This is a genomic window from Arthrobacter sp. fls2-241-R2A-172 (genome assembly GCF_030208885.1).
Taxonomy (GTDB): Bacteria; Actinomycetota; Actinomycetes; order Actinomycetales; family Micrococcaceae; genus Arthrobacter.
Genome location: NZ_JARVTB010000003.1, coordinates 1 through 18,088, shown reverse-complemented (window position 1 = coordinate 18,088; position 18,088 = coordinate 1). Strand labels below are relative to the sequence as shown.

Sequence of the window (18,088 nt, the reverse complement as noted above, 5' to 3'; positions counted from 1 at the left end):
AACAAACAGCGGCCGGTCACCCAGCAAGGGGTGACCGGCCGCCGTCGTAATTCAAGGAAGGCTTAGCCCTTTGCCGTGATGGCGGTCTGGATTTCAGCGTTCAGGTCCGTGGAGCCGTCCCACTGCTTGCCGTCGACAAAAACGGTAGGCGTACCCGTGACGCCGATCGCTGCGGCTTCCTGCGTAGCAACCTTCACCCAGGGGCGGTACTGCTTGCTGTCGACGCAGGAGTCGATGTTTGCCGCACCTACCTCGGTGGCCATGGCCTTCAGGTCCTTGTCAGAGATGCCTGCGCTGCCTTCAGCCGGCTGGCGCTCAAAGAGGAGGTTGAAGAAGTCCGCGTACTTTTCCGGGGAAGAGTTCACCACGCAGGCCGCAGCGTTCGCCGCGCGCGAGGAGTAGTTGGTGGTGGACTGCTGGTCCAGGAAGCCAAGAGCGCGGTATTCGAGGGAGATTTTTCCATCGTTGCGGAGCTTGGTCAGCGAGTCACCGTAAGTGGTCTCGAAACGCTTGCAGACGGGGCAGATGAAGTCGATGTAGGCGACCACCTTGACCGGCTTTCCGGCCTCAGCCTCGCCACCGGGAACAGTCACGGTTGCGGGCTTGCTGGCCAGCGGAGCAGGAACATCGGCCACGTTGACGCTGGCGGGTTCGGACTTCACAACCTCGCTGTTGGCCAGCAGGGTGACGCCACCATGGACGTTGCCGTTGGCGGGGGTGGGGCCGTTGTCGGCAATCGGCGCGTTGTTCTGGACGTTGCCAACAACCACGAACGCCACCACCGCGATGATGACAACGATGGCAACCACGATGCCCCAGCCGACCAGAAGCTTGTTGCGCTTCTCTTTCTTCAACTGCTCTTCGCGGATTGCGCGCGCTTTTTCCCGTGCCTGGGCGGTGCGCTCAGCCTTGGACAGGCGGGATTCGTTTGCGGGGCTCATCAGTTCCTCGGGTTACTCGACGTCGTAGTGAATATCTAGGGCAACGGGGACAGTTTACGGGAGCGAACTTGGAGCTCTACCGCACACCCTCCCGCCCGGTTGTTGAACGATCAACTGCCCGTGAAGATTCCACTAGTAGGCTGGGAGTTGAGTCACAGCAACCCCAGGGAGCGTTAATGCAGGAACCGGCAAGCGAAAAACTCAGTACCGAACAAGCCCCCAAGGCTTCTCCAACCAAGAAGCCTACGGCCAGCACGTTCGATTTCATGGTGGTTTCCAACCGGCTGCCCGTAGACCGTTGCAGCAGTGACGGCGACGGCGACGGCGGTGACGGCTGGCGCCGTTCGCCCGGCGGCCTGGTCACGGCCCTGGCCCCCATGATGACAAAGTCCGACGGCGCGTGGGTGGGTTGGCATGGGGCCCCCGACGAGACGGTGCGGCCCTTCAGCCACGAAGGCATGGACCTGGTCCCGGTCCAGCTCAGCAGCCACGAAGTTGAACTGTATTACGAGGGCTTTTCCAACGCGACCATCTGGCCGCTTTACCATGACGTCATCGCCCCGCCGGAGTTCCACCGTACGTGGTGGGACTCCTACCGGACGGTCAACAAGAAGTTCGCCGACGCCGTCATCCGCCACGCCGCGGACGGTGCCACTGTGTGGGTCCAGGACTACCAGCTCCAACTGGTTCCCCGCCTGCTGCGCCAGGCCCGGCCGGACCTGAAGATCGGCTTCTTCAACCACATCCCGTTCCCTCCGCCGGAAATTTTCGCGCAACTGCCCTGGCGCCGCGAGATCATCGACGGCCTGCTGGGGGCGGACCTTCTGGGCTTCCAGCGTCCCAGCGATGCCGGCAACTTCATGCGCTCCGCACGCCGGTTCCTGGGCGCCAGCGTCAAGCAGCAGCAGGTCCACGTGAAGGGCCCCGACGGCGAAGTCACCCACATCGCCCGGGCCCAGGCCTTCCCGATCTCCATCGACGTGGACCAGATCCGGCAGCTGGCAAGCAATCCGGACATCATTGAGCGTGCCAAGCAGATCCGCCGGGACCTCGGCAACCCAAAGACCATCCTCCTGGGCGTCGACCGGCTCGACTACACCAAGGGAATCGGGCACCGGCTCAAGGCCTTCGAGGAACTCCTCGCCGACGGGCAGATCAAGGTCGAGGACGCCACGCTCATTCAGGTGGCCAGCCCCAGCCGCGAGCGCGTGGAACAGTACAGGCTGCTGCGCGAGGAAATCGAAGGCACCGTCGGTCACATCAACGGCACCTATGACACAATCCAGAACACAGCCGTCCGCTACCTGCATCACAGCTACCCGGTGGAGGAGATGGTGGCGCTGTACCTGGCCGCCGACGTCATGTTGGTGACCGCACTGCGCGATGGCATGAACCTGGTGGCCAAGGAGTATGTAACCGCCCGGGCAGATGACGACGGGGCGTTGGTGCTGAGCGAATTCGCCGGTGCCGCCGACCAGCTCAAGCAGGCGTTCCTCATCAATCCGCACGACATCGACGGCCTCAAATCAGCCATCCTCCGCGCGGTCAACCTCGAGCCCAAAGAGGCCCGCCGTCGCATGAAACTGATGCGGAAGCAGATCCTGGATCACGACGTCGATCACTGGTCGGCCGAGTTCCTGGCCGCACTTGAGGAAAAGGTGGTCCGCGATGACAGCTGAAAAACTTTCCTTGAAGCCCGAACTGCTGGACGCCATCCGACGCATCGCCGACACCGAGCATCTCTTGGTGGCCCTCGACTTCGACGGCACGCTCTCCCCTCTGGTGGACCGCGCAGAGGACGCCCGGCCGCTCCCGCGGTCCGCCGCCGCTTTGGCGGAACTCGCCGAACTTCCACGCACGACGACGGCACTCATCTCGGGCCGGGCATTGGACAGCTTGCGGCTGGTCGCCTCCCCTCCGGCCGCCACGCTGCTGGTTGGGAGCCACGGGGCAGAGGTCTGGCTGGGGGAAGGCTCCCACGGTTTGGAACTGGACGACGAACAGCGCACAACGCTGGCTGCAGTTCGTGATGTGCTCCAGGAAATCGTGGAGACGGCTCCCGGGACGGTGCTCGAAGACAAGCCTGCCGGTGTCGTCCTCCATACGAGGATGGCAAAGGACGACGTTGCCGAGGACGCTGTGGAAGCCGCTACGCGCGTGCTCCGCGAATATGCAGGTGTCTATTTGAAGACGGGCAAGCGGGTGCTGGAAACCTCGGTAGTCCACGCTTCAAAGGGTGAGGCTGTGGAGTTCCTCCGGCAGGCAACCGGCGCGACGGCCATACTGTTCGCCGGGGATGACGTCACGGATGAGGATGCTCTGGGCCGGCTGATGGGTGATGACGTGGGCATCAAAGTCGGCTTGGACTTCACCCAAGCGCAGTACCGCGTGGAGGCTCCAGTCCACATGGCGGAGCTGCTGGAGGCGCTGCTGAGGGAGCGTCGCCGCGTGGTCGCCACGCCCGACCGGTGACCAACGGCACATGTGAGCTTTGTAACATTTAGGTCTTTCATCCAAAAGTCTGACATACTCTTGGATGTGATGTGACGCACAGCACCGTGCGACGTCACACGATCCTCCCCGGCCAATGGCCGGGGAGTTCAACTGAAGAAAATGAACCATTCACAACGGATCGTCCGGCACGTACCTGCCGGTGAAGGGATTGATAACTGTGGCTACAGTTACTTTTGATAACGCTACGCGTCTGTACCCGGGCACAGATAAGCCCGCCGTCGATAAGCTCAACATCGACATCGCCGATGGCGAATTCCTGGTCCTCGTTGGACCCTCCGGTTGCGGTAAGTCCACCTCGCTGCGCATGCTCGCAGGCCTTGAGGACGTCAACGCAGGCCGCATCCTCATTGGCGACCGCGACGTCACGGACGTTCCGCCGAAGGACCGCGACATCGCAATGGTCTTCCAGAACTACGCCCTCTACCCGCACATGACCGTTGCGGACAACATGGGCTTCGCCCTGAAGATCGCCGGCGTTTCCAAGGAAGAGCGCGCAGAGCGTGTCCGCGAAGCCGCCAAGCTCCTCGACCTCGAGCAGTACCTGGACCGCAAGCCGAAGGCACTCTCCGGCGGTCAGCGTCAGCGTGTTGCCATGGGTCGCGCAATCGTCCGTAACCCCCAGGTCTTCCTCATGGATGAGCCGCTTTCCAACCTTGACGCCAAGCTCCGCGTCCAGACCCGTACGCAGATCGCGTCCCTGACCCGCCGCCTGGGCGTCACCACGGTTTACGTGACGCACGACCAGGTCGAGGCCATGACCATGGGTGACCGCGTGGCTGTGCTGAAGGACGGCCTGCTGCAGCAGGTTGACACCCCCCGCAACCTGTACGACCGCCCGCAGAACGTCTTCGTTGCAGGCTTCATTGGCTCCCCGGCCATGAACCTGCTGGAACTGCCGGTAGTCGACGGCGGCGTTCAGTTCGGTGGAACGGTCTACCCCGTGCCGCGCGACGTCCTCCAGGAAGCACACGGCCAGACGGTTACCGTTGGCTCGCGTCCGGAAGACCTGGAGACGGTCGGCAACGGCGAAGGCCTCCAGGTCGAGGTTGACGTTGTTGAAGAGCTCGGCGCCGACGCTTACGTCTACGGCCACACCATCCTTGATGGCAAGAGCCACGACATCGTCGCCCGCGTCGATGGCCGTCGCCCCCCGATGAAGGGCGAGTCCATCTTTGTTCGTCCGCAGTCCGGCCACGTCCACCTGTTCGACACCAAGACCGGCCTCCGCCTGGGCGACTAATCCCCCGCCCCTAGGCGCTGACGCGTCTGTACGTTCCGCATTGTGATAGCGGCCCGACCCCTCACGGTCGGGCCGCTCTCGCGTTAACCTAACTCCTGTGAAAGAACGGCATGAACACGACAGATACCCTGATCCCCCGCCCCTCGCACGTCGAATCCCTGGACAGCCCTGCCTTCACGCTCGCCCCCAACGCCCGGATCGTGGCCAGTGATCCTGCCGTGCCCGTCGCTGAGCAGCTCGCTTCGCTTCTGCGCCGTGGCACCGGTTTCGAGCTGCCCATAACGGAGGACACCCGCCCCGGTGACATCGTCCTCGAGCTGGTGGACATGTTCGACGGCGGCCCGGAAGCGTACTCGCTCACTGTCACCAGCGATGCCATCCGGCTTTCGTCCTCCACAGATGCCGGCCTGTTCAACGGAGTGCAGACACTGCGCCAGCTTTTCCCCGCATCCATCGAGGGTACGGAGCCGGGCGCCGATGGCGCCTGGGTGATTCCCGCCGTCGAAATCGCTGACGCGCCGCGTTTCGCCTACCGCGGCGTCATGCTGGACGTTGCCCGCAACTTCTTCACTGTGGAGGAGGTGAAGGAGCAGATCGATGTCATGACGCAGTTCAAGCTGAACGCACTGCACCTGCACCTTACCGATGACCAGGCGTGGCGCATCGAAATCCTGGAGCCCAAGGAGAATCCGTCCGGTCTGGACTACGCCAACCTCACCCGGCTGGGCGGCACGGGCGCCGTCGAGGTCCCCACTGCCGTGCCTGCGCGCGGCAACTCGGGCTTCTACACGCAACAGGATTTCCGGGACATCCAGGCGTACGCCGCCAGCCGCAATGTCCTGGTGGTGCCGGAAATCGACCTCCCCGGGCACGTCAACGCCGCCCTCGCCGCCATCCCTCAGCTCAATCCGGACGGCAAGGCCAAACCCATGAGCACCACGGCCGAGGTTGGCTGGTCAACCCTGAGCGCGGACGTGCCCGCCACCTACGAGTTCGCCCGCGAAGTCCTCGGACAGCTCGCCGACATCACAGTAGGCCCGTACCTGCACATCGGTGGAGACGAAGCCCACGTCACGGCCCACGAGGACTACGTCGCCATGGTGCAGCAGTTTGTCCAGATAGCCGCCGCGACGGGCAAGGCCGTGGTGGGTTGGAACGAATTTGCCGCCGTCGAGCTTCCGGATGGTGCGGTGATCCAGTACTGGCACGGCGATCTGGAGGCCACCGTGCGACAGGCCCACAACAGCGGAACACCGGTCATCATGTCCCCCGCAGCGAACACCTACCTGGACCAGAAATATGATCCGGAAAGTCCTGTTGGGTTGTCGTGGGTGGAGGGCGGCCCCTTTACCTGGTCCGAGTATTACAACTGGGACCCGGTCCAGGGCGGCCTGCACGACGAACAGATCCTCGGCGTCGAAGGCCCCCTGTGGTCTGAAACGGTACGGAACAACAAACAGGCCCAATGGCTCCTGTACCCACGGGCGGTCTCACTGTCGGAAGTGGCCTGGTCCGGTCAGGAAGTCCGCAACGCCGGTGACTTCCGACGTCGGCTCGGCGCCTTGGGTGAGCGGCTGGCGCGGCAAGGCGTCGTCTTCCAGGAAGCGCCCGACGTCGAATGGTCGGCGAAGCCGGAGTATCCCTTTTCAGGCGCGATGACCGCCAGCGACCCCAAGTACGGAACAATTGAGGCATGAGCGAGCAAAACGGAGCCCAGTGGCACGACGAACCCACCGACTACGGGCAGATCGGCAAGCTCCCCAGGACTGAGGCAGCCAGCGCGCAGGACACCGCACCGCCGGCCAGCGTGATCGGTTCGCTGAACATCACTGCTGCGGCAGCCGATCCCGAGCTGCTGGACCTGCCGTGGCACATCGCCCTGGAGGACTGGCCAACCGAGAACCTCGCCGCCCTGCCCCGCGGTATTTCCCGGCACATCGTCCGCTTTGCCCACCTTGGCGGCTCGGTCATTGCCATCAAGGAAACCTCAGAACACGTCGCCCGCCACGAGTACCACATGCTCCGTAAGCTGGCACGGCTGGACGTTCCCTGCGTGGAACCGGTGGCCGTCATCACCGGCCGCACCACCGCGGACGGGCGTCCGCTGAACCCGGTGCTGGTCACCCGGCACCTGAAATTCTCCATGCCCTACCGCGCGTTGTTCTCCCAGATGCTGCGGAAGGACACGCTGACCCGCCTCATTGACGCGCAGGCGCTGTTGCTGGTGCGACTGCACCTGGTGGGTTTCTATTGGGGTGACGTGTCACTGTCCAACACGCTGTTCCGCCGCGACGCCGGCGCTTTCGCCGCTTACCTGGTGGACGCGGAAACGGGTGAGCTTTACCCGGACCTTTCCATGGGCCAGCGTGAATATGACCTCGAAATCGCCCGGGTGAACATTGCCGGTGAACTGATGGATCTGTTGGACGGTGGGCTGATCGAGGAAAAGGTTGACCCGGTAGCCACCAGCGAGCTGATCATGGACAGCTACCGCCGGCTCTGGACCGAGCTCACGGAGAAGGAGTCCTTTGAGCTCGGCGAGCGTTGGCGCGTGGGTGCGCGCATCCGCCGCCTCAACGAGCTGGGCTTCGACGTCGAGGAATACGCCATCAAGACCACGGCGGACGGCTCCACCATCCAGCTCCAGCCAAAAGTGGTCGACGCCGGCCACCACCAGCGGCGGTTGCTTCGCCTCACGGGTTTGGACGCCCAGGAGAACCAGGCCCGCAGACTGTTGAACGACATGGACCAGTTCCGTGCCGACAACAACCCGGAACTGGATGAGGAGATCAGCGCCCATATTTGGGTCAGCCAGATCTTCGAACCCATTGTCCGTTCCATTCCCCGCCACCTGGCCGGGAAGCTGGAACCGGCAGAGGTCGTCCATGAAGTCCTGGAGCACCGCTGGTACATGAGCCAGAAGCAGGACAGGTACGTTCCGCTGGCCGAGACGGTGCAGTCCTACCTGGACACCGTGCTGCAGCACCGCCGTGACGAGGCAGCCATCATGCTGAATCCGGACACTGAGTTGTTGAAGATCCTCGAGGTCGAAGTGGAGGAATCCGGCCGCTACGACGACGAGGATGAAGACGAGTACCCGGACGCCGACGACTAGTGGAGCTTCAGGGCTCCAGCGTCTCGGCGAGGCCTGACAGGACCGGTTCGCGGCCCAGTTCGATGTGCGAGTACGCCAGGGAGTAGGCCAAGTCGGGCCGGCCTTTCAAGATGGCGTTGCAGAGCTCGGTGTGCTCGTCGCGTTGGAGTTCGTTGCTGCGGTTGTGCGCCAGCCCGAAAATCCACCGCATCCTGCCGAACAGCGGCTTCACGGACTCGATCAGCAGGCGGTTTCCGGACAGGCGGACGATTTCGGCGTGGAGTTCGGCACTGATCACGGCGACGTCCTCCGTCCGGTCCTCATCGATGGCCGAGGTGGAGGCCTGCATCAGCTCCTCCAACCGGCCGCCGTCGGCACCTTCTGCCACCCGAGTGGCAGCCCTCCGGGCGGCGAACGTTTCCAGGCACAGCCGGATGTCGAACAGTTCGTTGACGTCGGTGAGGGTCAGCTGCCGGACCACGGCACCGCGGCGCGGGAACGTCTGGACAAAACCGTCCTGTTCCAGTCGTTGGATGGCTTCGCGCACCGGAATACGCGAGACGTTGTAGACCTCGGAGAGTTCGCGCTCGCGTAGACGCACGCCCTGGGCATACGTGCCTGTGACTATGCCCTCGAGCACCAGTTGATAGACGTTCTCGGCACGGGCCTCATCGTCGCGGCCAGTTCCGGTTTCCGGCATCGCCTCAGCCACTGTCAAACCTTCCCTCACACCCTTGCACGCCTCGTGTGCCGGACGGCGCCGGTCAGCGTTCCAACCGAGCATACACGGGAGGAAACAGCTCATTGGCCGGGCGGTTCAGGGTGTCCCGAACGGTGTAGGCCTGGCGCATCTTGTCGAACAATTCCTGACCCTTCAGGCGCCAATAGTCCAGGTCCACCCCGTCGATCACACCGTCAGCCATGATGGTTCGGCCGGCCACCACGGACAGCACAGCCTGGCGGGCTGTTCCGTTCAGGACGAGCGTCCGGAGTGGATCGTCGTGGACGCCGTCACGGATGTCTCCCAAGGAGAAGGATGTCCCTGTCCGCAGATGCCACCGCCGTTTCCTTCAGCAACCCCTTGCACCCGTACACCAAGGCGCTGTTGTCAGCTGTGCCATTGCAACCAGATTCCCACACCAGCCACACCGGACGCACCCGCCTGCCACCACGCAGGTATGGCTGCCACGGTGCTGTCCGGTGTGCAATAGATTCACTACCAAAGGAGCAAACATTGAACACCCTGATCCGCGCCGTTCGCCCGTGGGGGCATGAGCTCAGCGACGTCAGCATCGTTTCGGGCCCAACGGGCGGCCAGATCACCGCCGTCGAACGTCACGACCATGCCCGCGCAGTTCCGGAAGGCGTCACAGTGGTGGAGGGCCGGGGACGGCTACTCCTCCCGTCCTTTTCCGATGTCCATGTGCACCTCGATTCGACCCGGATAGGCTTGCCGTTCCGCGAGCACACCGGCGGTCCGGGCGTGTGGACCATGATGATGAACGACCGCCTCAACTGGCGCAATGCCGAGGTCCCCCTGCAGGACCGCGTCAACGACACCCTGGGCCGGATGATCGCGCGCGGCACCACCCGCGTGCGCTCATATGCGCAGGTGGATGTGGACTGCAGGCTCGAACGATTCGAGGCGGTGGCAGCGGCCAAGGAGAAGTTTGCGGGTCAGGCATCCGTGGACATCATCGCTTTCCCCCAGGCCGGGTTGTTGTTGGAAGAAGGCACAGTGGAACTCATGGAGGAAGCACTGAAGGCCGGTGCCAACGTCATGGGCGGCATCGATCCCTGTACTCTGGACCGGGATCCGGCCAAGCATCTGGACATCGTGTTCGGCCTGGCCGAGAAGTATCAGGTGCCCATCGACATCCACCTGCACGAGCCAGGCGAACTGGGCGTCTTCAGCACGGACCTGGTACTCGAGCGCACCCGGGCCCTGGGCATGCAAGGCAAAGTGACCATGTCCCACGCCTACCAACTGGGCAGCGTCAACGAAGCCACTACCCGCAGGCTCATTGACGCCTTTGCGGAGCTGGACGTTTCCTTGGCTTCGGTAGCTCCTTCCGCCGCAGGACAATTGCCCATCCCGCTCCTCACCGAGGCCGGCGTCCGTTTGGGGCTGGGCGAAGACGGCCAACGCGATTACTGGTCCCCTTACGGCAACACGGACATGCTGGACCGTACATGGCAGCTGGCGTTCACGCACGGTTTCCGCAAGGACGAGCTGATCGAGCACTGCCTGGCCATTGCCACCATCGGCGGCGCAAGCATCCTTGACCCCAGCGCTACCCGGCTCAAGGACACGGCTCACCGTCCCGGCGTCGAAGTTGGCGATCCTGCCGAACTGCTCCTGGTGGACGGCGAAACGGTGGCCTCCACGGTGATGGACCGCGGCAAGGACCGTACCGTGATCCATGCAGGCCGTGTGGTGGCTGACCAGTTGGAACTGGTCTAGCCGCTACGAAACCCGCTCTGGTTGGTTCTCCTCACCGTTGAGCGTGAGGAGTGCCGAACCAGGGCGGGTTTCGTTGTTAACGGCTACTCGCTTCGCGCAGTTGGCGCGTCATCCAGCGGCGTCCACCACGTCACAGCCGGAGTGACTGTGAAGCGACGGCCTGTGACTTTGCTGGGTGTGATGCGGATGAACTGGTCCTTCTGGCCGGCTTCCCACGGAAACAGCAGGAGCCCGATCGTGTCCAGCACGTCCTGGGTCAGCTTCACCGCGGACGCCTGGCCCCTGACCACGACGCTCCACGCCACGCCGGTTTCAGCGTTGACCCCGTCGGCCTCGATGGCCACCGGGGTGTCGCCAAGGGCCGCGTGGAGCTTGGTTCCTTCGCCGGTCCTGAAGACCAGGGTTCCGTGGTCCACTTTGTAATTCACGGGGAAAATATCGGGGTGGTCGTCCACCCACACAGCCAGCCTGCCAACTGATACGCCGCGCAAGAGCTCCCAACACTCGTTGGTTTCAAGGATTTCCGTAGCGGGGGTGGCTGGCTGATTCGTCCCTGATGCTGAGGTCGTCATATCGCCGAGGATACGCCGCAGAGTGACCCCCCGAAAGGCCCAGCCTGCCACCGGAAAGGCTGTCTTCAGCGCTAGGTGGTTCCACCGACGTCGGACAACGCCTCAGCGAAGAGATCCAGCCTTCGACGCGGGTTGCAGGGACGCCTCGGCCGGTTCGACGCTCACCAGGGGCCCACGAATGGCAAGGAAGCCTGCCCCGGCCAGCACCAGCGCCTCAGCCGCGAGCGCCCAGAACGTCACTTCCCAACCGCCCGTCATGGTGTGAAGCAATCCGGCGCCCAAGGGGCCCAGCGAAGCAAGCGCAAAGCCGAACCCTTGACTCATGGCCGAGAGCCGACCCGCTGATTGCGGCCCCGCCGAGCGGATCACCACCAGTGCCATGGCCAGGCCAAAACCAGCGCTTTGCACAACCCCGAGTATGCCGACCATGAGGAACTGCAGCCCTACAGGTGCAACCAGCACTCCCACGAGTGCGAGGGCCACGGATATTCCAAGTCCGGGCGCCATGACCCGCAGTATCCTGGGCCGGCCCGCCAGGACAGGAGCAAGGAGGCTGGCCGGCAATCCAGCGAGGCTGAACCATGCCAGCAATGCCGCAGCTTCCGAAGGCGAGAGCCCCCGGGATACCAGGTACACAGCCAGCCATGAGGTGATGGCGAAGTAGAGCATGGCCTGCAAACCGAAGAACGCCGTGACCGCCCATGCTGTGCGCTGCTTCCTGAGTGGGTTGGCTGAGCCAGGTACTGGGCTGGCCGAACCAGGCACCTGGCTTGCCGTTCCCGGCGACGGGGGTGTCGACGTCGTGCGTCCTCCGGAGCGGTGGATCAAGAAGGCCCCCAGCAGGGCCGGCACGGCCCAGGCGGCAAGTGCCGACGGCAGGCTTCCGCCGAAGGCCTGCTCCAGTGGCTGGACCAGCCCGGCCCCAAGTGCGGCACCTAGTCCAAATCCCATGGTGCAAAGGCCAGTCCACCACCCCGTTCCCCTGTTGGATTTGACGATCTGCGGAACCAACACGCTGGCGCTCATGATCGCCATGCCGGCCAGGAAAGTGCCCGGGAGCAAGAGGGCTGGCACGGTCGCACGGAGGATCAGCGCTGCAGCCAACGCCAGTAGTGCCACGGCTACGGCCCGTCCGATTCCCAGTCGGCGAGCCAGCCACGGCCCAACGGGTCCCGAAATCCCGAAAGCCAACACCGGCAACGTTCCCAAGAGCGGAAGCAGCGAAGGATCGAGTCCATAAACCCCGTGCACCTGATTCATCACCCCGGCCACCGTAGTAATAGCCGGCCGAAGATTGATGGACACCATCACAAGTGCGAGCAAGATCAGGCCCGTCGTCGTCCTCGAACCCAGCCCCGCCCCACCCACCCGGTTTTCACGCACGCAATCCTCCTCATAACATCTTTGGTATACCAAATAAGAGTATGGGCAGAACCCAAGAATTGTAAATGTGTGTAATTGATGCAGCCAGGGGATGGGATAGTCATACTTTGGAATACCAAGGGCGGGGCGTGCATCCAACGGCGCCCCCAAGGGGCCCGAAGGGCCGGAACGCGGCAGCGCGCGTCTAAGGGAGGAACGACCGAGCGCGCAGAGCGTTCCGGCCCTTCGGGCCCGGCCCACCCAGATGTCGGACCTAGATAGCCTTCCCCGGGTTCAGGATCCCCTGCGGATCGAACAGCTCCTTGATCCGGCGCTGCAGCTCCCGCACGGGCTCCGGCTGCTCAAGTCCCAGCCAGCGCAGCTTGTATTGCCCTACGCCGTGCTCACCGGTGATGGTTCCACCCATCTGGAGCCCCACCCTGATCGACTCGTCCAGGGCTGCGTTAAGGCGCTGCAGGGCGTCGGCGTCGGTGGCCGGGTCCACCCGGTCCATCCAGAAGGTGGGGTGCAGGTTACCGTCGCCGGCGTGGGCCACTACCTTGAGCCGGACCTGGAACCGCTCGGCCATCGCTTCAAGGGCGGCTACGAAGTCCACCAGCCGCGATCGTGGGACGGCAATGTCTTCGCCTACCCGGAATTCGTCGTCGACCTCGACGCCGCGGCTGTTGCGTCGCAGTTCCACCAGCATTTCGGCTTCGGCGCTGGCTTCGGTGGTAACGGTGGCGCCACCGTCGGCGAGGACCTGCCGTACGACGTCGGCCTCCGCAGCAGCACCGAAACCGTCGGTCTGGATGAGCAGCAGGGATTTGCCGCGTTTCTGGAGGTCTCCCCCGTGCAGTTCGTCCAGTTGCACCAGCGTGCCGTTGTCCAGAAGTTCCATGATCGCTGGCTGGACCCGTGCCCGGCCTACAGCGAGGACGCCCGCGGCGGCGCTGCGGAAGTCCTGGTAGAAGGCGGCGATGGTGTGGATTTCGCGCGGCAGGTATTTCAGTCGTACTGTCACGCCCACCACGATTCCCAGTGTTCCTTCGGAGCCCACCAGCAGGGCGGTCAGGTCGTAGCCCGCGACGCCCTTGAAGGTCTGGTGGCCGGTGTGCATCAGGGAGCCGTCAGCCATGACGACATCCAGTGCCAACACGGAATCACGCGTTACACCGTATTTGGCGCAGCGCAGCCCGCCCGCGTTCGTGGCCACGTTGCCACCGATGGTAGACATTTTGTAGCTGGCGGGGTCCGGCGCGTACATCAGTCCGTGTTCGGCGGCGGCGGCGTTCAGGTCGGCATTGATGACGCCGGGTTCGACGACGGCGGTCTCGTCGTCGGGGTTCAGGTCCAGGATGCGGTTCATCCGTTCGAGGCTCAGGACGATGCACCCTTCGGTGGCGTGCGCACCACCGGAGACACCTGTTCCGGCGCCTCGGGCGACGATCGGAACCCGGTGTGCGGCGCAGGTGCGGACGACGTGTTGCACGTCCGCCACGGACTCAGCCCAAACGACGGTAAGGGGCAGGTGCCGTTCCAAGAGGGGGCCCTGGTCGGCTGAGTAGGTGTTGAGGGTTTCAACGTCCTGGGCCAGATTGCCGGCGCCCAGGCCTTCTGCAAGGTCGCGCAGGAAAGCCCGCTGCGCTGGTGATGGCTGGGCTGCTTCGCCTTGGCCGTGTGTGCGTTTCTGTGGTGTACCGGCCATGGCCATTTCGTCAGACAAGGTGTTCCCTTCACACGAGCACCGCGGACACGCCAACCCGGCAGTCTTCGCAGTGTTTTCCGTGCTCATAGTCTAGCCAGCGGACCCGTGGCCTTTTTGGCACAGCCAGGCTAAATCCCTCGGCCTCCCACGATGACATCTGTAAGCGTTTCCATACATAGCCCCGAACTTACTCCTGTGAAAATCCGCGCTACTGCGCCTTGCTGTGGGTGACGCGTTCATAAAAGTGGAAGCGCTTTCAATATTCCGGGCTGTCTCCTACGATGTGTCCATGTCCGTTGATTCATTGCTCTCAGTTGAGGCCTACGAGCCCACTGCTGCATTCACGCAGGTAACCCCAGTCCACAACGCCTCCGACGCCCACGGTTGGTGGCGTTCCGCCGTCATCTACCAGATCTATCCGCGGTCCTTCCGCGACCTCAACGGGGACGGCGTAGGAGACCTGGCTGGCATCACGGAAGAACTGGGGAAGCTTGCAGCTTTGGGAGTGGACGCCGTGTGGCTGTCGCCGTTCTACCGTTCGCCCCAGAGGGACGCAGGTTACGACGTGAGCGACTACTGCGACGTCGACCCGCTGTTTGGCACCCTGACGGACTTTGACGCACTGATTGCCGAAGCCAACAGGCTGAACCTGCGCGTCATTGCGGACCTGGTTCCCAACCATTGCTCCGACCAGCACGTAGCGTTCCAGGCGGCACTCCAGGCCGGACCTCATAGCCCCGAGCGCAACATGTTCATCTTCAGGGACGGGCTTGGTCCCGACGGCAACGAGCCGCCCAACAACTGGCAGTCGCATTTTGGCGGCTCGGCCTGGACCCGCATCATCGAAGCGGACGGGCGGCCAGGACAGTGGTTCCTGCATCTTTTCGACTCCTCGCAGCCGGACTTCAACTGGGACAACCCTGCGGTCCACGCAGAGTTTGAACGCGTGCTCCGTTTTTGGCTGGACCGCGGTATTTCCGGCTTCCGTGTTGATGTTGCCCACGCCTTGGTCAAAGCCGCAGGCCTTCCCAACTGGGGCGGCCGCGCTGATGGCAACAGCTCGGACGGCTTCCCGGGCCAGGATGCTCCCATGTTCGGCCAGCCCGCACTGCACGACATCTACCGGCGCTGGCGCTCCATCCTGGAGGAATACGGGCCGGACCGCATCCTCTGCGCCGAAGCCAATGTGGACCCGCTTCCGCGGCTGGCGCTGTGGGTCCGCCCCGACGAGATGCACCAAGCCTTCAACTTCCCGTACCTGCATGCCGGCTTGGACGTCTACCGCCTTCGCCACACCATCACTGACTCCCTGGTCTCGCTGGATGCTGTCGGGGCCCCGAGTACTTGGGTTCTCTCCAACCACGATGTTGTCCGGCACGTTTCCCGGTTCGGATACGACGGACCCGGCCCCCGCGATGGTGATGGCATAGGGCCTGACGACGTACAGCCCAACGAGGAACTCGGACGACGGCGGGCTGCCGCGGCCACCATGTTCATGCTCGGCCTTCCGGGCGGCGCCTACCTTTACCAGGGTGAGGAGCTGGGCCTCCCCGATTCCACCACCATCCCCGCCGCGCTTCGGCAGGACCCCACGTTCAGCCGGACAGGCGGGGCCCGCATCGGCCGCGACGGCTGCCGTGTGCCGCTGCCGTGGCGAGCGGCGGACGCCAACGCCGGCTTCGGGGACGGCAAGGATCCTTGGCTGCCCCAGCCCGAGTCCTGGCCCACACTGGCGAGGGACAAGCAGGAGTCCGATCCGGCGTCGCACCTTAACCTGTACCGTGAATTACTGGCCGAAAGGGCCGCACTCCGACTCGGTGAAGGATCTTTGGCCTGGGTGGAGGATTACTGCAGCGGCTCGTCACTCGCGTACCTCAACGGAAACATCCTGGTGGTCATGAATACGGCACACCAGCCCATGCCGATGCCGCCCGGAGAGCTAATCCTGCGCAGCTCCCGGCATGTAGGCACGGAACCACAGGCTGCTGATCAAATAAGCTCGGGAGAGACAGTCTGGCTCAAAGTCAGCTAAATCTTTTTCAAGGAGCGGGATGACCGGTATCAAGGACGTTGCCGAGCGCGCAGGTTTGTCCGTGGCAACAGTTTCCCGGGCCCTGAGCGGTAAAGGCAGCGTATCCCCTGCCAGCCGCGAACGTGCCCGGGCCGCCGCCTGCGAGCTGGGTTTCGTTTTGTCCTATCCCGCGTCCAGCCTGGCGTCCGGCCGGACCCACAACGTTGGCCTGGTGGTGCCCTCCGTCCATCGCTGGTTCTTTTCAGCGGTGGTGGAGGGCGCATCAGCAGCCCTGTTGGAGGCGGGCTACGACCTCACGCTCTACAACATCGGCGAGAATGCGGCCCACCGGCAGAGTGTCTTCAACGATTTCCTTCTGCGCAAGCGTGTGGACGCGGTCATTGCGGTCTCCTTGGAACTGAGCGAGAACGAACTCCGGCAACTGCATGCCGTGCACCGCCCGATCGTTGGCATCGGCGGGCCATTGCCTGGAGCCTCCACCATCAGGATCGACGACACGGCCATTGCGCGCCAGGCCACCAACCACCTTCTAGGCTTGGGGCACACCAGGATCGCCCACATCACCGGTCATGAAGCCTACGATCAGGACTTCCATCTGCCCGGAACCCGCCGCACCGGTTTCGAAAAAGCAATGAACGACGCCGGATGTCCGGTCAGGCCCGAATGGATCGTTTCTGCGGACTTCACCATAGAAGGCGCCTATGCGGCCGCCCGGCAGTTGCTTGCCGGCGCGCCGGAACGGCCAACCGCCGTCTTCGCAGCATCTGACGAAATGGCGATCGGCACCATCCTGGCTGCGCGCGACTTCGGGTTGCGCGTCCCGGATGACATCTCGGTCATGGGCATCGACGGACACGACCTTGGGAACGTCCTGGGACTGACTACCATCGACCAGGATGCCAAGGGTCAAGGGGCACTTGCAGTCCGTACCCTCCTTGGGGCGATCACCAACGGCACCCCTCTCGTCGCAGCGGACACGCAGCACCCCACCAGGCTCGTTGTGCGCACCAGCACCGCTGTTCCACCGGCCGACGCGAACTAGCTGTACTAGCCCTTTGTCCCGCCGTCTACAGCAGCCGTTCCATCACGAGCTCCAGCTTGGCCGGATCCTGCGGATAGGGCCGGCTGGCACCCGTCAACTCGAATCCATGGCGGCTGTAGAACGCTTGAGCCCGGGCATTGTCCTCATGGACTCCCAGTTCAAGACGATCGGCCCCCAAGGACTCCCCTGCGACCCTGCACGCCGCATTCAAAAGCTCATCAGCCAATCCCAAGCCGCGATGCTCAGGGGCCACGTAAACGCTAATGAGCATAGCGACCGGCGCCAACCCAGGATCCTGCGGGTGCTTCAACACCACCCTCATCAGCCCGTAAAGTCTGTGATCGTCTTTGCCCCCATCCGCAACCAGCGTGACGTTGCCATCCCCGCACATTGTGGCCGCTCGTTGCTGCCATTGGGTATCCGTCTGCCGACGTGCCGCATCCAGGTTTTCGACGTAAGCCATGGGGGTGTCAGCAAGCATCTCCAAGCGAATGTTCTTCAGCAACAACCAGTCATCGGCGTGGAGCCGGCGGACCCTAGGCAACGGCTCCGCCCATGAATCTCACGTAGCGCTGCAGCACGCGAGGCCAACCCTCAGCATAGGAAGCCCGTGAAGCCGCAGGGTCCTCGGCGCCTTCCCAACCGTCGTGGACCAGACGGACCTCTGTCCCGTCATCAACGGCACGGAACGCAACACGGATCTCCGTGGACCACAAGGGTGTGCTCGCCGGATACCAGCTGGCATGGAAGGAGAGGGGAGGCTGCCAGTCGTCAATGGTGCCCCAGACAGAGGTGCGGCCGTCCTCGGCTGTCTCCAGGATCAGGTTCTCCTCGAACTCCACATGGGAACCGAGCCCAAAGACGCTCTCCTCCTCCATGGGCCACCACAGGTGGGGGTGGTCAGTGAAGCCTTGGAAAGCATGCGATACGTTCGATGGGACCACCACGGTCACTACCAGGGGCTCAAGCTCATTGCCGGACTGCTCGGAGGGCTCGGGTTCGGACGCGGGATGGCTGAAGAGATTTTCCATGACCACCTACTTTACCGGCGGCTCGAACCGGGTTGTTAAATGGGGGGAGCCCCGACCGTCGTGGTCGGGGCTCCCCCTTGTTAATGGT

The 18,088-nt window shown here is 63.7% G+C and carries 16 protein-coding genes; 8 read left to right on the top strand and 8 right to left on the bottom strand.

What is annotated here, in order from left to right:
- Positions 1-62: 62 nt before the first annotated feature.
- Complete coding sequence (locus tag QRM57_RS05580) at positions 63-941, bottom strand: DsbA family protein (protein WP_257369000.1); 879 nt, start codon at positions 939-941, stop codon at positions 63-65.
- Positions 942-1,117: 176 nt separating this feature from the next.
- Here QRM57_RS05580 and QRM57_RS05575 point away from each other — a divergent pair, with 176 nt between their 5' ends.
- From QRM57_RS05575 to QRM57_RS05555, 5 genes are all read left to right on the top strand, one after another.
- Positions 1,118-2,620: an alpha,alpha-trehalose-phosphate synthase (UDP-forming) gene (locus QRM57_RS05575; protein ID WP_284985863.1), complete on the top strand. Its 1,503-nt coding sequence runs from the start codon at positions 1,118-1,120 to the stop codon at positions 2,618-2,620.
- Positions 2,610-3,413, top strand: coding sequence for a trehalose-phosphatase (otsB, locus tag QRM57_RS05570; RefSeq protein WP_284985862.1), 804 nt, complete (start codon positions 2,610-2,612; stop codon positions 3,411-3,413). The genes QRM57_RS05575 and otsB overlap by 11 nt, the downstream gene beginning before the upstream one ends.
- Positions 3,414-3,612: 199 nt before the next feature.
- Positions 3,613-4,695, top strand: coding sequence for an ABC transporter ATP-binding protein (locus QRM57_RS05565; RefSeq protein ID WP_142936539.1), 1,083 nt, complete (start codon positions 3,613-3,615; stop codon positions 4,693-4,695).
- Positions 4,696-4,805: 110 nt separating this feature from the next.
- Positions 4,806-6,392 carry a beta-N-acetylhexosaminidase gene (locus tag QRM57_RS05560; protein WP_284985861.1) on the top strand — a complete coding sequence of 529 codons (1,587 nt, stop codon included), beginning with the start codon at positions 4,806-4,808 and terminating at the stop codon, positions 6,390-6,392.
- Positions 6,389-7,810: a DUF4032 domain-containing protein gene (locus tag QRM57_RS05555; RefSeq protein ID WP_284985860.1), complete on the top strand. Its 1,422-nt coding sequence runs from the start codon at positions 6,389-6,391 to the stop codon at positions 7,808-7,810. The genes QRM57_RS05560 and QRM57_RS05555 overlap by 4 nt, the downstream gene beginning before the upstream one ends.
- Before the next feature lie 7 nt (positions 7,811-7,817).
- On the opposite strand, the gene QRM57_RS05550 is transcribed toward QRM57_RS05555, so the two are convergent.
- Positions 7,818-8,501 carry a GntR family transcriptional regulator gene (locus QRM57_RS05550; protein ID WP_284985859.1) on the bottom strand — a complete coding sequence of 228 codons (684 nt, stop codon included), beginning with the start codon at positions 8,499-8,501 and terminating at the stop codon, positions 7,818-7,820.
- 52 nt (positions 8,502-8,553) lie between these two features.
- Entirely contained in the window at positions 8,554-8,817 is a 264-nt protein-coding gene (locus QRM57_RS05545; RefSeq protein WP_284985858.1) for a hypothetical protein, read from the bottom strand.
- A gap of 206 nt (positions 8,818-9,023) precedes the next feature.
- On the opposite strand from QRM57_RS05545, the gene QRM57_RS05540 reads away from it, so the two are divergent.
- On the top strand, positions 9,024-10,253 hold the full coding sequence (locus QRM57_RS05540) for an amidohydrolase family protein (RefSeq protein ID WP_284985857.1): 1,230 nt from the start codon (positions 9,024-9,026) through the stop codon (positions 10,251-10,253).
- A gap of 83 nt (positions 10,254-10,336) precedes the next feature.
- Here the strand turns inward: QRM57_RS05540 and QRM57_RS05535 are convergent, their stop codons facing one another.
- From QRM57_RS05535 to QRM57_RS05525, 3 genes are all read right to left on the bottom strand, one after another.
- The gene (locus tag QRM57_RS05535; protein WP_257369007.1) at positions 10,337-10,825 is read right to left on the bottom strand and encodes a pyridoxamine 5'-phosphate oxidase family protein; all 489 of its coding nucleotides are present in this window, start codon (positions 10,823-10,825) and stop codon (positions 10,337-10,339) included.
- Between the two features lie 102 nt (positions 10,826-10,927).
- The gene (locus tag QRM57_RS05530) at positions 10,928-12,208 is read right to left on the bottom strand and encodes an MFS transporter (RefSeq protein ID WP_284985856.1); all 1,281 of its coding nucleotides are present in this window, start codon (positions 12,206-12,208) and stop codon (positions 10,928-10,930) included.
- A 253-nt stretch (positions 12,209-12,461) separates the two neighbouring features.
- Complete coding sequence (locus QRM57_RS05525) at positions 12,462-13,895, bottom strand: FAD-binding oxidoreductase (RefSeq protein WP_284986231.1); 1,434 nt, start codon at positions 13,893-13,895, stop codon at positions 12,462-12,464.
- Positions 13,896-14,184: 289 nt separating this feature from the next.
- On the opposite strand from QRM57_RS05525, the gene QRM57_RS05520 reads away from it, so the two are divergent.
- Together QRM57_RS05520 and QRM57_RS05515 are read left to right on the top strand one after the other, a co-directional pair.
- Positions 14,185-15,927 (top strand): glycoside hydrolase family 13 protein, encoded by a 1,743-nt coding sequence (locus tag QRM57_RS05520; RefSeq protein WP_284985855.1) that lies wholly within the window; start codon positions 14,185-14,187, stop codon positions 15,925-15,927.
- Between the two features lie 19 nt (positions 15,928-15,946).
- Positions 15,947-16,969, top strand: a complete 1,023-nt coding sequence (locus tag QRM57_RS05515; protein WP_284985854.1) for a LacI family DNA-binding transcriptional regulator — start codon at positions 15,947-15,949, stop codon at positions 16,967-16,969.
- A gap of 25 nt (positions 16,970-16,994) precedes the next feature.
- Here the strand turns inward: QRM57_RS05515 and QRM57_RS05510 are convergent, their stop codons facing one another.
- Both QRM57_RS05510 and QRM57_RS05505 read right to left on the bottom strand, forming a co-directional pair.
- Complete coding sequence (locus QRM57_RS05510; RefSeq protein WP_257369011.1) at positions 16,995-17,513, bottom strand: GNAT family N-acetyltransferase; 519 nt, start codon at positions 17,511-17,513, stop codon at positions 16,995-16,997.
- Entirely contained in the window at positions 17,506-18,000 is a 495-nt protein-coding gene (locus QRM57_RS05505; RefSeq protein ID WP_257369012.1) for an SRPBCC domain-containing protein, read from the bottom strand. The genes QRM57_RS05510 and QRM57_RS05505 overlap by 8 nt, the downstream gene beginning before the upstream one ends.
- Positions 18,001-18,088: the final 88 nt, after the last annotated feature.

What these genes read in the sequence shown, in the direction of transcription:
- QRM57_RS05515 (WP_284985854.1), top strand. Translation starts at nt 15,947, where the DNA reads ATGACCGGTATCAAGGACGTTGCCGAGCGCGCAGGTTTGTCCGTGGCA.
- QRM57_RS05520 (WP_284985855.1), top strand. Translation starts at nt 14,185, where the DNA reads ATGTCCGTTGATTCATTGCTCTCAGTTGAGGCCTACGAGCCCACTGCT.
- otsB (WP_284985862.1), top strand. Translation starts at nt 2,610, where the DNA reads ATGACAGCTGAAAAACTTTCCTTGAAGCCCGAACTGCTGGACGCCATC.
- QRM57_RS05505 (WP_257369012.1), bottom strand. Translation starts at nt 18,000, where the DNA reads ATGGAAAATCTCTTCAGCCATCCCGCGTCCGAACCCGAGCCCTCCGAG.
- QRM57_RS05525 (WP_284986231.1), bottom strand. Translation starts at nt 13,895, where the DNA reads ATGGCCGGTACACCACAGAAACGCACACACGGCCAAGGCGAAGCAGCC.
- QRM57_RS05535 (WP_257369007.1), bottom strand. Translation starts at nt 10,825, where the DNA reads ATGACGACCTCAGCATCAGGGACGAATCAGCCAGCCACCCCCGCTACG.
- QRM57_RS05555 (WP_284985860.1), top strand. Translation starts at nt 6,389, where the DNA reads ATGAGCGAGCAAAACGGAGCCCAGTGGCACGACGAACCCACCGACTAC.
- QRM57_RS05560 (WP_284985861.1), top strand. Translation starts at nt 4,806, where the DNA reads ATGAACACGACAGATACCCTGATCCCCCGCCCCTCGCACGTCGAATCC.
- QRM57_RS05575 (WP_284985863.1), top strand. Translation starts at nt 1,118, where the DNA reads ATGCAGGAACCGGCAAGCGAAAAACTCAGTACCGAACAAGCCCCCAAG.
- QRM57_RS05580 (WP_257369000.1), bottom strand. Translation starts at nt 941, where the DNA reads ATGAGCCCCGCAAACGAATCCCGCCTGTCCAAGGCTGAGCGCACCGCC.